The sequence below is a fragment of the Bradyrhizobium sp. STM 3809 genome, assembly GCF_000239795.1.
Taxonomy (GTDB): Bacteria; Pseudomonadota; Alphaproteobacteria; order Rhizobiales; family Xanthobacteraceae; genus Bradyrhizobium.
The window spans coordinates 1-14,901 of record NZ_CAFJ01000682.1; the positions used below are offsets into that span (position 1 = coordinate 1).

The window sequence follows — 14,901 nt, forward strand, 5'->3', positions numbered from 1 at the left end:
CGCTCGCGGCGACAGCTCGAGTGGATGGGAGCGAATACCTTATGAGCCCGTTGCTTTCTATGCAGACCCCAATCGCCAGAAGATCCACGCCACGATCAGCGCAAACAGCGCCCACGCGATCATTCCGTAGGTCTCGCGCTCGGTGTCGATGCCATACTGGCTGATCAGAACCAAAGGCAGCAGATAGGCCAGGAACACCGCCGAGAAGCGCCAGAGACGGATCCGCGGCAAGATCAGATAGAGCGCGCCGCCGTAGACGAATTGCACGGCGAATGCAGGCAAGGCAGATACGAGCGCGAGGCGGGGAACTGAAAGCCACATCACATTCCCCAGATCGAGCAAGAATAGAACATCATGAACAGGATGAAGGCGAGCGAAAACGCCGCGCTGGACGCCAGCCGAGCGGTCACGAACCTTTCCATCGCCGACGGCTCCCCCTCAGCCTAGCCTCCCGCCTCTACGCCGACAGCCTCTCCCCCTCCGCCTTGCCCAAAATCAGATCCGCCGCCTTGTCGCCGATCATCAAGGTCGCGGCGTTCAGGTTGGCCGAGATCATGCGCGGCATGATCGAGGCGTCGGCGACGCGCAGGCCCTGCAGGCCGTGGACGCGGAGCTGGTCGTCGACGGTGGCCCAGGTGGAGTCGGCCGGGCCCATGCGGCAGGTGCAGCCGGGGTGGAAGGTGGTGGTGGCGCGCTGGATGGCGGCGGCGAGGAATTCGTCGTCGCTGTTGACCTTCGGACCCGGAAAGTCCTCATACGCGTAGTACGGCGCGAGCGGAGCCGAGGCGAGCAGCCGGCGCGCCAGCTTCATGCCGGCGACGATGACGCGGCGGTCGAGCTCGGCGGTGAGATAGTTGGTCTGGATGATCGGCTGAGCGAACGGATCGGCGGAGCGGATACGGACATAGCCGCGGCTCTCCGGGCGCTGCTGCCAGGACGCCACCGTCATGCCGGGCTCGTCCTCGAGCTGACCCTGCACGCCTTCCTTGTAGCTCGCCGGCGTGAAGGTGAGCTGCAGATCGGAGCTCTCCGCGGTCTCGCCGGAATGCCAGAAGCAATAGACCATGGTCGGCGACAGCGACAGGATGCCCTTGCGCGTCACCGCCCATTTCAGCGCCTCGCCCCACAGATTGAGGCCGCGCGCGAGCTCGTTGATGGTCTTGATGTTCTTGACGCGCGCCACCGTGCGCGGCGCGTAGTGGTCCTGCAGCCCTTCGCCGACGCTCTTCAGCGCATGGCGCACCTCGATGCCGTGCTCCTGCAACAGCTCGGGCGCGCCGATGCCGGAGAGCTGCAACAGCTGCGGCGAGTTGTAGGCGCCGCCGGACAGGATCACCTCTTTCCGCGCCCGCACCTCGACCGGCACGCCGCCGCGTCCGCCGCGGCTGTAGCGCACGCCGACGGCGCGCTTGCCGTCCAGCATGATGCTCGTGGCATGCGCATGGGTGCGGATCTCGACATTCGGCCGCTTGCTGGCAGGCTTCAGGAACGCGGTCGCCGAGGAGACGCGGCGGCCGTTCTGGATGGTGCGCTGGACGTAGGACACGCCCTCCTGGATGGCGCCGTTGTAGTCGGGATTGCGCGGGATGCCGAGCGACACCGCGCCGTCCATGAACGCCTCGCACAGCGTGTCCTTCCACTCCATGGTGGTCACATGCAGGCTGCCGTCGCGGCCGCGATACTGCTCGTCGCCGGCGCCGATCCGCTTCTCCATGCGCCGGAAGTGCGGCAGCACGTCCGAATAGCTCCAGCCGCGATTGCCCATCTGCGCCCAGGTGTCGAAATCCTGGCGCTGGCCGCGGTTGTAGACATGGCCGTTGATCGAGGAGGAGCCGCCGAGCGTCTTGCCGCGCGGCGCGTAGATGCTGCGGCCGGCTGTGTAGGGCCCCGGCTCCTGCTGGTAGCCCCAATTGATGCTCTTCATGTAGAAGGTCTTGATGAAGCCGGCCGGCAGATGGATGTAGGGGTGCCAGTCGCGGGGCCCCGCCTCGAGCACGCACACCGTCACCGATGGGTCCTCGCTGAGGCGGCTGGCGATCACGCAGCCGGCCGAGCCGGCGCCCACGATCACATAGTCGAAAGTATCCATCTCGTCTGTCGTCCCGGTCTCGTCATGCTGGCCGCGTGACGCGGCCAGGCGGCCATAGCGCGATCAGCGCGGCTTGTCATGCAGTTGATAATCGAGATGCGCCTTCACCGTCGGCCATTCCGCCGCGGTGATGCTGTAGACGACGGTATCCCGCAGCGTGCCGTTCGGCGCGATCTGGTGGCTGCGCAGAATGCCGTCCTGCTTGGCGCCGAGCCGCTCGATGGCGCGGCGGCTCTGATGGTTGAAGAAATGGGTCCGGAACTCGACCGCGATGCAGTCCATCGCCTCGAAGGCGTGCGCCAGCAACAGCCGCTTGCACTGCGTATTGAGCGCGCTGCGCTGCACCCGCTTCGAATACCAGGTCGAACCGATCTCGACGCGGCGGTTGGCGGCATCGACGTTCATGTAGGTGGTCATGCCGGCGACCTTGCCGTCGGCGTCGAGCACGGTGAAGGGCTGCATGCTCCCCGTGGCGAACAGGCCGAGCCGGCGCTCGATCTCCTTGGCCATGGTCTCGGGTTTCGGAACTGCGGTGTACCACAGGTTCCACAATTCGCCATCACTGACGGCCTCGACCAGCGCGTCGTGGTGGTCGGGCGCGAGCGGCACGAGGCTGGCGTGCGGGCCGCGGAGGGTGACCGGTTCGAGAAAGGGCATCCATGACTCCTTCCCCTCATCCCGAGCAGCAGCGCGCAAGCGCTGCGTCTCGAAGGATGAGGCCGCGGTCGGGCCTCATGGTTCGAGACGCGCCTGCGGCGCTCCTCACCATGAGGAGCACGTTCGAGGGCATTCCGGCGAGTTGGTTATCACTGGCGTGCTCTGATGACGATGCTCAGCCAGTCACTTGTTCAGAAAATTCAGCGGCAGGCCGGGACGCGGCCAGTCCATCGCCACCAGCTCACCCTTGCCGGACAGCGTGATGTAGGCGGTCTTCAGTTCGGGGCCGCCGAAGGCGATGTTGGTGGTGACGCGGTCGCCGGTCGGCACCTGCTCCACCAGCTTGCCGTCCGGCGCGATGACGCTGATGCAGCCCGAGATCAGCGTGGCGACGCAGACATTGCCATTGGCCTCGACCGCGAGCGAGTCGAACATCTGGTAACCGCCGAGACCGCAGATCGGCCGGCCACGCTCGCCGCGATAGATCACCTCGCGCGGCTTCACGGTGCCGGGCTCCGGCACGTCATAGGCCCACAGCCGCGCGGTCGGCGTCTCCGCGATATAGACCGTCTTCTCGTCCGGCGACAGGCCGATACCGTTGGCCGGGAGGATGCCGTGCACGGCCTCGACGATTTCGCTCATGCCGGGCTTGAGATAATAGAACGCGCCGACATCCATGTCGCGGGCGCGGCGCTTGCCGAGGTCGGAGAACCACAGCCCGCCGTGGCGATCGAACACCAGATCGTTGGGCCCGCGCAGCTCGTGCTCGCCGCAGCGGCTGACCACGGTTTCGACCTTGCCGCTCTGCAGATCGACCCGCTGGATCGAGCCGCCGACATAGTCCTCGGGCTGCGGGCCCGGCATGATCATCTTGCCGGTCGGGATCCAGGAGAAGCCGCCATTGTTGCAGATGTAGATCTTGCCGTCCGGCCCGAGCGCGGCGCCGTTCGGCCCGCCCGGAATCTGCGCCACGATCTCCTTGCGGCCGTCGGGATGGACCCGCGTCAGGCGCCGCCCGCGGATCTCGACCAGCACCACCGAGCCGTCGGGCATCACCACGGGCCCTTCCGGAAATTCGAGATCAGTGGCGAGCACGCGCATGTTGGACATCGGACGACCTCCCGCTGGTCACGCCGCGATGCGGCGCCTTGTTGTTATGCGGGATGTTATCGCAAAGCCGCCGCGGCTTGCCAAGCAAGCGACGGGACGCGACACCGCAGGGCAGCCCTGCTTCGCGAGAGGCCGGCAGCGTGTCGACGCAAGTCGGCGCGATCTGCGCCGGTTCAGCGGATCACCGGAAGCCAGATCTCCAGCCCGCCATTGCCGGTGAGCGGATCGAACCGCTGGTCGTAGCGCTCGAAGTTCGGCGCGTCGGCGATCGTGCAGCCGGACTGCGGCAGCCAGCGATTCCAGATCGTGTGCACGGTGCGCCGGATCGACGAGATGTGGCCCGCATGGGTGAACACGGCGAAGGTCGCCGCCGGAACCCGCACACGGCTGAACGCCCGCGGCAGGTCGGAAAAATCAGAGACCTCGACGCCGGCGATGTAGTCGAAATTGCCGGCATCGTCGCCGTTGCAACAGACGCCGTAAGCGATCACGCCGCGGCGCGCCGGAACCTCGGGCGCGATCTCGTTGAAGCGGCGCCACAGCGCCGGGATGCCGGCACCATTGTCGACACTGACACGCTCGCCGAGGCCGGCGACGAGCAGCGGCTCCGACGTGACGAAGCGCGGGGCGGGACAATCATCGAGCGGGGTCTGGTCCATGAGGATCGGCTCCTGCAGAGCGAGGCCATCGAGGCACGCGTTGGCGCGGACCGCTTCCGGCGTGACGCCGAACCGATCGCGAAACGCGCGGGTGAAGGCTTCGTGGGAGCCGTAGTCCGCCTCCAGCGCCAGGCTGAGGATGTCGGGCGCACCGCCGGCGAGCGCCCGCGCCGCCTCGCTGAGACGGCGCAGCCGGACATAGCGCATCACCGACACGCCGGTTGCGGCTGCGAACGCGCGGACGATGTGAAAGCGCGACACGCCGGCGATATCGGCGATGTCATCAAGCGACAGCGGTGCCGACAGATGACTCTCGATGTACCAGAGCGCCTTCTGGGCGGGGTTGCTGGACACGCCTGTCTCCTGACGAAGCCGCCCAGCATGTCGGCAGACCGCTTCGGCCGCTTGATCGTTCTTGCGCCGCGCGCCGGGCTATTTGCCGCCCGGCTTCGCCGGCGCCGCATCCTTGACGGCATCCTTGGCAAGATCCTTGGCAGTCTCCTTGGCACCCGGCGCGTCGGCCTTCTTCTTCAGCTCGTCCGCGAGCCTCGACTGCGATGCCTTCAGTTCGTCCATCGCACCCTGCTGAGAGATCAGCGCCGCCTTCAGCGCCTGAATCTGGCGATATGCGGCGTCGAGCTTCTGCTGCTGATCGAGCGACTGCTTGGTGATGGTCTTCTGCAGGAAATCGATGTTGCTCTGCAAGCATGAGGTCCGGCGATCCATCGCCTTCTCTGCAGTGCAGATCTCGATGCCTGGAATGTCCTGCGCGTGAAGGGCAGAGCTCGCGCACATTGCGAGCACACTCGCGGCCATGATTCGCTTCATCACAATTTTCTCATTGGCTTGCCAAACACATGATTTTGCGTGGAACCGACGGAGTTTCCTGATTGATACCATACTGAGACCTCAATCGCGCATTGAAGTTAACAATGGGGACCCGTTTTCAGGGAGATGTACAGAATGGCTACGCGCGAAAAACGGCTGGCGCAGTTCGACGGCAGCGGTGACCCACCGCCCGGACAGACGGTCGAGGTGCTGTGCGAGGATCACAGCGGCACCTATCAGCTGCCGTTCCCGTGTTTCTTTATTGATGGCAAGTGGCACAACAAGGAATCCGGCGGCGCGCTCGAAGCCACCGTGATCGGCTGGCGCTTCCCGCGTGCGCGTTACGACGAGCGCAATGGTCGCCGCCCGCAGCCGAACTTCGTTTCTGATCGCGCTTCGTCTTATTGATCACACCGGGCCCTGAGTTCGGCTCAGGGCCGGTCTTGCCGAATATTCGGTTTCGAACGCAGATTGAGCATCACGACGGGATAGGCCATCAGCAGCGCGCCGGCCACGATTGCAACCACGGCCGTCGCGCCATCCATCCCCTCCGTCGCTCTACGCCTGCCGCCGGATGGCGATTGCCACGGGGCAGAACAGCAGCAGCACCGTCACGAGGCCGGGAGAACCGGCCACCGCTGCGCACGAACGGCAGCACGTGGAAGACCACCGCGTTGATGATCATCAGCGCGGCATAGGAGCGCCGCCAGCAGCCAGGTCGCGGCGAGTTCCGCCTGCACCGCCCCGAGCACGACGACGAGCGCATTGGTCACGTAGAATCCGCTCCACTCGACCGGCAACTTCATCACCGCACGCGCCCAGTTGCGCCAATCGAAGGTTTACTCCTCGAGACTATGCGCGCCATGGGCGGCGAGCGCGAGCAAGGCCAGCATGGTCAAGGTCATGGTCGAGTCGCCGCTATGTATCGGCGCGGGATGAATCGGCCCAGGCGTCGCTTGCCGCGGAGCATTCACGCCGAGCACCGCCCCGTGTGCGTCGACGCTGTTTCAAAATGTAACGGTGCTGGGCTGCTGCCTTAATCTCTGGAACGCGGCCGGAACGAATCGCGTCCGAATCGGACGCTGCGCCGGGTACGACGCCTGTTCACGACTAGATATCGGCCGTGTGTGGAGAGACCCACGATATGCCGACGCCGTGCATCCGGCCGCGCGGGCGCGACCGGATGCGGAAGGTTAACGGCTGAGTTTGTTGGTTGTCGGCGTGGGCCCGCTCACGTCCAAGGCGTGACCGGCGGCACCTTGTCGGTGGCCGGCGGCATCTCGACGGTCTTGAAGTCGGCCGGGCTGACGATCTCCATGTATTCCATGTCAGGGGAATAATCGTACAGATAGTGCACGATGCCCGGCCGCTGGTGCACGACATCGCCGGCCTTCACCAGGGTCGGCTTGTCCTCGTACATGAAGCGGGCCCAGCCCTTCATCATGATGACGATCTGGAAGTCGCAATCGTGGCGGTGCCAGCCGGTGCCGTCGACCGGCGGACAATCGGGATTGGCCTTGACGAGATGGCAGATCACCTGGCCGCCGGTGGCGTCGGCAATGCCGAGATCGCGGTAGAGGAAGAAGTCGCGCAAGCCACCGCCCTTGTAGTCGGTGTCTTCGGGCTTCACGTGCGAGAACTTGGTCATCACTGCATGCTGGTTCATGACGGCCTCCACCGGTTGATCGCGGCATCGGCAACCCCTGAGGCCCATCGACCGGCCGCAACGGCCACCACGCCCGAAAGCCCATTGTGCTATGCGAAAACCACGCCACGCCCTGCTCGCAGCGCAAGGGATCGGCGGACCGGAGCCGTGCGCCGATCCGAACTGATTGTTAACAACCAGCTTTCTCCGCAGCGGCCCGGCAGCGCGTGAGCCGCCGAACTACGGAAGCCTCAGCGAACGAAATGGCTCATCCGGCTTCAAATTGAGCAGCAACTGCCCGAGCGATGGGCCGCTGTGTCACCGGCGCGGGCTAATACTCGACCTCGAGCTCCTCGATCTCCTCCGGCTCGGCCTTGGCCGAAGCGATCCACTCCTGCATCTCCGGCATCGCCATGATCAGGTCGGCATAGGCCTTCAGCCGCGGCTCGAGCTTCACGTCATAGGTGACGAAGCGCGTCACCACCGGCGCATACATCGCGTCCGCCATGCCGCGCTGCTGGCCGAACAGGAACGGGCCGCCCGACTTGTCCAGGCAGTCGCGCCAGATCGCCCAGATGCGGTCGATGTCGGCCTGGGCGCGGGTCCAGACCTTGAAGCCGGGGAAATGGCCCTTGAGGTTGACCGGCAACGAAGCGCGCAAGGTCGTGAAGCCGGAGTGGATTTCGCCCGAGATCGAGCGGCAATGCGCGCGCGCGATGCGGTCGCCCGGCAGCAGGCCGGCCTGCGGAAAGGTCTCGGCGAGGTACTCGGCGATCGCCAGCGTATCCCAGATCGTGGCGCCGTCGTGCCGCAGGCAGGGCACCAGGATCGACGAGGACAGCAGCAGGATCTCGGCACGCGCGGAGGCATCGTCGGGGCCGACGACGACCTCGTCGAAATCGAGCCCGGCGAACTTCGCGAGCAGCCAGCCGCGCAGCGACCATGACGAGTAATTCTTGCTGCTGATCGTCAACGTCGCTTTGGACATCTCACCCTACCCTGTTTGTCGCTCATCGTTTTGTCGCTGATCGCTCGATCTGTCGCGCCGGCTCGCGGTCGGCGGCGTCCCGCGCGGAGCCGGATACTCCAGGGATTTCATTGAGCAAGCGACATGCCAGTTTTTGAGGCAAGACTCTCCGGCGCTGGCTCCGATATTGCATAGGTGTGAGCATGTAACGGATCGGACCCGATGGCGCTGCTGTACCAAGCCTATCAGAACCACATGGACCTGACCGAGCCATGGCGCCAGGGCGCTGCGGCCGCCATGCGCTATCTCAATCTGATCCCCTCGGGCGTCTCCAGCCGGGCCATGCGGCGGCTATCGGCGGCGCTGGAATTGATCTCGCGCTCGGCCCTGACCTATGCGCGGCCGGCCTATGGCATCGACAGCGTCATGGTCGGCAATCGCGAGCTCGGCGTCACCGAGGAGGTGACGTTCAAGACCCCGTTCGGCTCACTGTTGCATTTCAAGAAGGACGGCGCGTCGGACCAGCCCAAGGTGCTCCTGGTCGCGCCGATGTCGGGCCATTTCGCCACCCTGTTGCGCGGCACGGTGAAGACGCTGCTGCAGGACCACGACGTCTACATCACCGACTGGCACAATCCGCGCGACATTCCGCCGGGCCATGGCCGCTTCGGGCTGGAAGACTACACCGATCATCTCATCACCTTCCTGAGCCAGCTCGGACCGCGGCCGCACATGGTCGCGATCTGCCAGCCGTCGGTGTCGGCGCTGGCGGCGACCGCCGTCATGTGCGAGGGCGATCACCCCTCGCGGCCGGCGACGCTGACCCTGATGGCCGGGCCGATCGACACCCGCATCCAGCCCACCAAGGTCAACGAGTTCGCCAAGAGCAAGCCGATCGCGTGGTTCGAGGACAATCTGATCCACTACGTGCCCTTCCAGTGCCGGGGCGCGTTCCGGAAAGTCTATCCCGGCTTCGTCCAGCTGACGGCCTTCGTGTCGATGAATCTCGAGCGCCACGTCAAGCAGCACATGGATCTCGCCAACCATCTCGCCAAGGGCGAGGTCGACAAGGCCGAGACCATCAAGACATTCTACGACGAGTATTTCGCGGTCATGGACCTGCCGGCCGAGTTCTACATCGAGACCGTGCGCGACGTCTTCCAGGAGCATCTGCTGCCGCAGGGCAAGCTCATGCATCGCGGCAATCCGGTCGATCCGAAGGCCGTCCGGCGCATCGGCCTGATGACCGTCGAGGGCGAGCGCGACGACATCTGCTCGATCGGCCAGACGCTGTCCGCCCAGGACATCTGCACCAATGTGCGCGCCTATCGCCGCGTGCATCACATGCAGGCCGGCGTCGGCCATTATGGCGTGTTCAGCGGCAAGAAGTGGAACAACGAGATCTACCCGCTGCTGCGCGATTTCGTGCACGTCAATTCGTGAGGCCGATTTGCGAGGTCAGTTCGTGAGCTGACCTCGGCCGCGCTGCACGCGTTGCAGGGTCGCCGACGGCGTCTCGCCGAACTTGTCGCGATAGGCGCCCGCCATCCGTCCGAGATGCGCAAAGCCGAGTTCGAAGGCGAGATCGATGATGCGGGCCTCGGGCCCGGCCGATAGCAGTTGCTGGTTCAGCCGGGCCAGCCGGATGTCGAGCAGCATGTCGGAGATCGACATCCCGAAATGGCGGCGGAAGCCGCCCTGCAGCGCGCGAATGCCGACACCGGCGGCGGCCGCGAGCTGCGTCAGGTCGAGCGGCTCGCTGGCCTGGGCGTGCAACAGATCGCGCGCCGTGCGCACCGCCCGCGGCAGGTTGTCGATCTGCCCCGCATAGCGCCGGATCGCCTCCGACAGGCCGTGGCCGGGCTGCGCGAACAGCGCCTCGAGCAGCGTCTCGCGCCAATCCGCGGCAGCGACGGAGGACATCGGCCGCGTGCCGCCGAGGGCCTCGGCGACGCCGGCGAGTGCCATCATGTGCTGCCTCAGGCGCGATCCGGCCCGCGCGGTCAGCATGATCTCGGGTTGGAATTCGACCGGCTGCGCCGCCTGGCCCGACAGCGCCGCGGCGCGCTGCTCGACCAGGCGGCGATCGAGCAGCAGGATCAGTTGGGCGCAATCGTGCCAGACCATGCGCGTCGGCACGGTCGGCGACAGCAGCGAGGCTGCGTCATCCGGCCGGGTCACGACTTCGCGGGCGCCGGCGACGACCCGCGCCGTCCCTGCCAGCGGCAGTTGCACCAGGAAAAAGCGATCGAGACAGCCGGGATCGATCGTGACCGCACCGCCATATTCGACGTAGTTGATGGAGAAGCCGTCGAATGCCGCGCAATTATGCAGAGCGAGGAAATCGCGCGCAGTCCCCGCCTGCGGCTGCAGCCCGTGCGGGCAGAAGATGCGACCTATTTGTTCAGCCGCCTCATCGACATCGTGCGTTGCAACACGGCCATAGGCGGCAAGCCGCGGCGATGCGGATCCATTCCAACTGAGATCAGCGGCTGCCTCTGCAGTCATGGCTCACTCGTCGGCCGAAATCGTTTGAAACCTATAATAATTAGCATCTGGCGTCGAGGGATTCGTTTTCTGGATAGACACCGCGCCGCGATCTGCTCGATCCTCATCGCGTGTGCAGCTAGGAGATCCGCCATGACCACACTGGAAAAAGGCATCACGCCCGCCGGCACCGGCTATGCCGGCAAGACCTGGAACATCCTGGGTCAGCTCTACTTCCCCAAGGCCGTCACCGACTCCACCTTCGCGTTCGAGACCAACAGCGATCCCGGGCAGTTCGTGCCGGTGCATGTCCATCCGACGCAGGACGAGTTCATCCTGGTGCAGGAGGGCACGCTCGACCTCAAGCTGGACGGCGTCTGGGTCAAGGCACATGCCGGCGATCTCGTCCGCATGCCGCGCGGCATTCCGCATGGCTACTTCAACAAGTCCGACAAGCCGGCGCGCGCGCTGTTCTGGGTGTCGCCGATGCAGAAGCTCGAGACGCTGTTCAACATGCTGGACAACCTCGCGGACCCCGCCGAGGTGGTACGCATCTCGGCCGAGCACGAAGTCAACTTCCTGCCGCCTGAAGCCAACGACTAGCGGCAACACCGCATCTGCTCTGGTCGCGGCGCGACGCGCACTCCGCGCGATCGGCTTTGCACGCCCTGCGGCTTGAGCAGGTACTTCGCCCGAATGGCCAGGGATCGGCGAGCGCATGCTCGCCGTGACGCCGACGCTGGACTGTCCATCGTCGCATGCTTCGGTCGCGCCGGGCGACCGCGTCATCATCATCACATTCTCTCAGCGGGCTCCTGCGGCGCGGACGGTCGAGTCTGTCCGCTCGCGGCTCCCGTGCTCGACATCAGGAGGTCTCCATGATCACTCGCAAGACGGTCTGCGTGATCGGCGCCGGCGTCTCCGGCCTTGCCGCAGCCAAAGCCTTCGCCGCCCGCGGCCACGACGTCACCATCATCGAGCGCAGCGCCGATCTCGGCGGCGTGTGGGAGCCGGCCCGCTCCTATCCCGACGTACAGACGCAGAGTCCCAAGGACCTCTATCGCTACACCGACAAGGCGATGCCCGACAGCTATCCGGAGTGGCCGAAAGGGCCGCAGGTCTATGCCTATCTCGCCGACTACGCGAGGTCGCACGACCTTGCGCGCCTGATGCGGCTGAACACCACGGTGCTGGCGATGCAGCGGCGCGCCGACGGCAAGCCGGGTTGGAGTCTCGATCTGAAATCCGGCGACAGCGTGAGCCGCGAGGACTATGATTTCGTGGCCGTCTGTACCGGGCAGTTCAACGAGCCGCAGACGCTGGCGCTTCCCGGCGAGGATCAGTTCAAGGCGGCCGGCGGCGCGATCATGCATTCGTCGAAATACAACGACGCCGCCATCGCCCGGGGGCGCAACGTCGTCGTGCTCGGCGGCTCGAAATCGGCGACCGACATCGCCGTCAACGCGGTGCGCGCCGGCGCGCGTTCGGTGACGATCGTGTTCCGCGAGCCGGTGTGGCGCATCCCCTACTTCATCGGCGGTCTCATCAACTTCAAGAGCATCCTCTACATCCGCGCGCAGGAGCAGATGTTCGCGAGCTGGGACATCGGCCCGCTCTCGCGCCTCGCGCATCTACTCGCCAAGCCGCTGGTGTGGGCGAATTGGCGCGGCCTCGAGAGCCTGCTCAAGGCGCAGCTCAAGCTTGCCAAATGCAACATGGTGCCCAAGGAGCGGATCGAGGACGGCGTCAACTGCTCGGTGCCGATCGCGACGCCCGACTTCTACCCGATGGTCGCCGATGGCCGTATCAAGGCGGTGCTCGGCACCTTCGATCACTACGAGCCGAACACGATCGTCGCCAGCACCGGCGAGAGGATCGCGGCCGATGTCGCCGTGCTCGCCATCGGCTACAAGCTCGGCGTTCCCTTCCTGCCGGAGGCCGACCGCGCCAGGCTGGTCGACCCCGACGGGCAGTATCGCCTGTACCGGCTGATCGCCAATCCCGACCTGCCCGACATGGGCTTCGTCGGCTTCAATTCCAGCTTCTGCACCGTGCTCTGCGCCGACATGGCCGCGCACTGGCTGGTGCGTTACGCGGACAAGCAGCTCGCGCATCAGCCGAGCGAGCGCGAAATGCGCGACAACATCGAGATGATGCTGCACTTCAAGCGGGTCGAGCGGCCGGCGGCGGGCGTCTATGGCGGACTGTGCGTGGCGCCCTATCACTTCAAGCATTTCGACGAACTGCTGGCCGACATCGGCGCGACGAAGCGGCGGCGCAATCCGCTGGCCGAGATGTTCACACCGCCGGACGCCGACGCCTATGCCGACTATCTGGCATCCGCGCCGGCCTATCGGGCCGGCTGAGGCGGGGCGGCTCGGCACAGCAACGCCGCCCCCTGCCCGCCCAAACTGCGTCACCAAAAAGGCGGGCGGAACGGCACGGACCATCACGCCGCCGTCCGCGGGCCTAGCCTTGCGGGCGCGGCCGGGCTATCCAGGGCGCCCTCGGCCTCCGGCCGGCTTGCTTCGGAGCCTTCCATGACCGTCTCGATCCGTCTCCGCACCCTCGGCCTGGCCATCTCGGCCGCCTTTCTGCTGACGACAGCAGCGCAGGCCGCCGACATTCACGTCATGATCTCCGGCGGCATGACGGCCGCATTCAAATCGCTGGTACCGGAGTTCGAACGGCGCTCCGGTCACAAGGTGATGATCGCCTATGGTCCCTCGATGGGGACGACCACTAATGCCATCCCGGTCCGCCTCGACCGTGGCGAGCCGGCCGACGTCCTGATCATGGTCGGCTATGCGCTGAGCGACCTCACGACCAAGGGCAAGGTGATGCCCGACAGCCTGGTCGAGCTTGCCAATTCGCCGATCGGCGTGGCCGTGAAGTCCGGGACTCCGCATCCCGACATCTCGAACGCCGACGCGGTCAAGCGCATGCTGATCGCCGCCAAGACCATCGCCTATTCGGACAGCGCCAGCGGCGTCTATGTCTCGACCGAGATGTTCGACAAGCTCGGCATCCGGGACGAGATGAAGGGCAAGGCACGGATGATCCCGGCAACGCCCGTCGGCGAGATCGTCGCCCAGGGCGAGGCCGAGATCGGCTTCCAGCAGATCAGCGAGTTGAAACCCGTGCACGGCATCGACATCGTCGGCCCCCTGCCGCCCGGCCTGCAGAAGATCACCGTGTTCTCCGCAGGCATCGCCACCGCGGCGAAGGAGCCGGAGGCCGGCAAGGCGCTGATCCATTTCCTGGGATCGCCGGATGCGCGCAAGGTGATCACCGAGAGCGGGCTGGATCCGATCGTCAGGAGGTCGCCGAATTGATCCGTTCGGAGGTCTCGCACAAACGGAAAAGCTCTCCCTCGCGTCCAGCGTGGGAGAGCTCCATGATCGAAACCGTTCAGGTGAGGGACGCCGGCGGGCTCACTGCGTGAGCAGCGTCGACTCGCTGAGATTGTTGGCGCCGTAGGCCTTCTTCAGCACGCCGTTCGTCTTGGCTTCGGTCATGAACTTGGTCACGAAGGCCAGCGATTGCGGCCGCTTCTGCGGCACCGCGACAGCCGTGTCCGTCTTCTTGAAGGTCTCGCTCAGCACCTTGGTGCCGGGGATCTGCTTGGCCATCAGCGTCAGCTGGTCGCGCGCCAGGGCTAGCGCATCGATCTCGCCGGCGCTCAGCAGGGCGTAGACTTCCTCATAGGACTTGAAGCCGGTCACGGTGGCCTTCTTCAGAAACGCCTTCGCGCCGCGCAGAACCGTCGTGTCATTGATCGCAGCCACCTCGGTGCCGTCATGGTCCAACGCAGCAATGTTGGGCACGTCGAGACCGGCGCGGATGATGAATGTCGTTTCCACCGAGTCATAGGCCGGCCCGAACGAGACCTTGGTCTCGCGCTCGGCGTCCTTCGGCATGAACGCCACGTCCCAAATACCCTTCCCGGCCTCGTCCGTGATGGTGTTGGAATTCGGATGCTCGACGAATTCGACAGGTACGCCGACCTGGGCGGCCATCGCCTTGCCGAGCTCGACCGGGACGCCCGCATAGCCAGCATCCGACTTGACGCACCAGAACGCACCGCCCGCCGGACCGACCGCGATGGCGACACGGAGCTTGCCGGTCGGCGCGATCTCTTCCTTCAAGCTGGCCGCAGCAGCGCCGTTGCTGAACAACGCAAATACCGCAGCGACGAGCGCTGCATTGCGCAGCCAGTGCCACTTCAACATGGCCCTCTCCCATAGAATTGCTAAGGTGAAACCGGTCGCACCTTGCCGGGAGCACTGTTAAATACAGCTTACTTTCGTCACGCAAAGCAGCAAACGGCGCGCGAAACTTGCGCCCCGCGATTGCCGTTTCCAATTACCCGATACCGAATGCCGATTAAGCGCGACTTAAACGCAGCGCCGGACCCAGACGCCGTTCACCAGCACCGTCCGGCAGGCCGTGGTCGCGG

At 65.5% G+C, this 14,901-nt stretch carries 16 protein-coding genes; 5 read left to right on the forward strand and 11 right to left on the reverse strand.

All coding sequences use genetic code 11. The annotated features are described in order from the left end of the window. Positions 1-57: 57 nt before the first annotated feature. From BRAS3809_RS30075 to BRAS3809_RS30100, 6 genes are all read right to left on the reverse strand, one after another. Complete coding sequence (locus BRAS3809_RS30075) at positions 58-342, reverse strand: hypothetical protein (RefSeq protein ID WP_139017476.1); 285 nt, start codon at positions 340-342, stop codon at positions 58-60. Positions 343-457: 115 nt separating this feature from the next. Further along, entirely contained in the window at positions 458-2,089 is a 1,632-nt protein-coding gene (locus tag BRAS3809_RS30080) for a GMC family oxidoreductase (RefSeq protein WP_008965791.1), read from the reverse strand. 63 nt (positions 2,090-2,152) lie between these two features. After that, the gene (locus tag BRAS3809_RS30085) at positions 2,153-2,746 is read right to left on the reverse strand and encodes a GNAT family N-acetyltransferase (RefSeq protein ID WP_008965792.1); all 594 of its coding nucleotides are present in this window, start codon (positions 2,744-2,746) and stop codon (positions 2,153-2,155) included. 183 nt (positions 2,747-2,929) lie between these two features. Further along, positions 2,930-3,856, reverse strand: a complete 927-nt coding sequence (locus BRAS3809_RS30090; RefSeq protein WP_008965793.1) for an SMP-30/gluconolactonase/LRE family protein — start codon at positions 3,854-3,856, stop codon at positions 2,930-2,932. Between the two features lie 173 nt (positions 3,857-4,029). Then, complete coding sequence (locus tag BRAS3809_RS30095) at positions 4,030-4,869, reverse strand: AraC family transcriptional regulator (RefSeq protein WP_008965794.1); 840 nt, start codon at positions 4,867-4,869, stop codon at positions 4,030-4,032. 78 nt (positions 4,870-4,947) lie between these two features. Continuing rightward, entirely contained in the window at positions 4,948-5,343 is a 396-nt protein-coding gene (locus BRAS3809_RS30100; RefSeq protein WP_035659414.1) for a hypothetical protein, read from the reverse strand. Between the two features lie 135 nt (positions 5,344-5,478). Between BRAS3809_RS30100 and BRAS3809_RS30105 the strand changes: the two genes are divergently transcribed. After that, complete coding sequence (locus BRAS3809_RS30105; protein ID WP_008965796.1) at positions 5,479-5,751, forward strand: hypothetical protein; 273 nt, start codon at positions 5,479-5,481, stop codon at positions 5,749-5,751. 203 nt (positions 5,752-5,954) lie between these two features. On the opposite strand, the gene BRAS3809_RS37515 is transcribed toward BRAS3809_RS30105, so the two are convergent. The 3 genes from BRAS3809_RS37515 to BRAS3809_RS30120 form a co-directional block, all read right to left on the reverse strand. After that, complete coding sequence (locus BRAS3809_RS37515) at positions 5,955-6,149, reverse strand: hypothetical protein (RefSeq protein WP_008965797.1); 195 nt, start codon at positions 6,147-6,149, stop codon at positions 5,955-5,957. Between the two features lie 425 nt (positions 6,150-6,574). After that, complete coding sequence (locus BRAS3809_RS30115; protein WP_008965800.1) at positions 6,575-7,009, reverse strand: cupin domain-containing protein; 435 nt, start codon at positions 7,007-7,009, stop codon at positions 6,575-6,577. Between the two features lie 310 nt (positions 7,010-7,319). Beyond that, positions 7,320-7,976, reverse strand: coding sequence for a glutathione S-transferase family protein (locus tag BRAS3809_RS30120; protein WP_008965801.1), 657 nt, complete (start codon positions 7,974-7,976; stop codon positions 7,320-7,322). 201 nt (positions 7,977-8,177) lie between these two features. On the opposite strand from BRAS3809_RS30120, the gene BRAS3809_RS30125 reads away from it, so the two are divergent. Further along, positions 8,178-9,398 carry a polyhydroxyalkanoate depolymerase gene (locus tag BRAS3809_RS30125; RefSeq protein WP_008965802.1) on the forward strand — a complete coding sequence of 407 codons (1,221 nt, stop codon included), beginning with the start codon at positions 8,178-8,180 and terminating at the stop codon, positions 9,396-9,398. 15 nt (positions 9,399-9,413) lie between these two features. Here the strand turns inward: BRAS3809_RS30125 and BRAS3809_RS30130 are convergent, their stop codons facing one another. Further along, positions 9,414-10,463 (reverse strand): AraC family transcriptional regulator, encoded by a 1,050-nt coding sequence (locus BRAS3809_RS30130; RefSeq protein WP_008965803.1) that lies wholly within the window; start codon positions 10,461-10,463, stop codon positions 9,414-9,416. A gap of 132 nt (positions 10,464-10,595) precedes the next feature. On the opposite strand from BRAS3809_RS30130, the gene BRAS3809_RS30135 reads away from it, so the two are divergent. From BRAS3809_RS30135 to BRAS3809_RS30145, 3 genes are all read left to right on the forward strand, one after another. After that, positions 10,596-11,045 carry a cupin domain-containing protein gene (locus BRAS3809_RS30135; RefSeq protein ID WP_008965804.1) on the forward strand — a complete coding sequence of 150 codons (450 nt, stop codon included), beginning with the start codon at positions 10,596-10,598 and terminating at the stop codon, positions 11,043-11,045. Between the two features lie 275 nt (positions 11,046-11,320). Next, positions 11,321-12,808: a flavin-containing monooxygenase gene (locus BRAS3809_RS30140; protein ID WP_008965805.1), complete on the forward strand. Its 1,488-nt coding sequence runs from the start codon at positions 11,321-11,323 to the stop codon at positions 12,806-12,808. Positions 12,809-12,982: 174 nt separating this feature from the next. Continuing rightward, a complete protein-coding gene (locus BRAS3809_RS30145) occupies positions 12,983-13,777 on the forward strand; it encodes a substrate-binding domain-containing protein (RefSeq protein WP_008965806.1) in 795 nt (264 codons plus the stop codon). A 99-nt stretch (positions 13,778-13,876) separates the two neighbouring features. On the opposite strand, the gene BRAS3809_RS30150 is transcribed toward BRAS3809_RS30145, so the two are convergent. After that, complete coding sequence (locus tag BRAS3809_RS30150) at positions 13,877-14,674, reverse strand: transporter substrate-binding domain-containing protein (protein WP_008965807.1); 798 nt, start codon at positions 14,672-14,674, stop codon at positions 13,877-13,879. Positions 14,675-14,901: the final 227 nt, after the last annotated feature.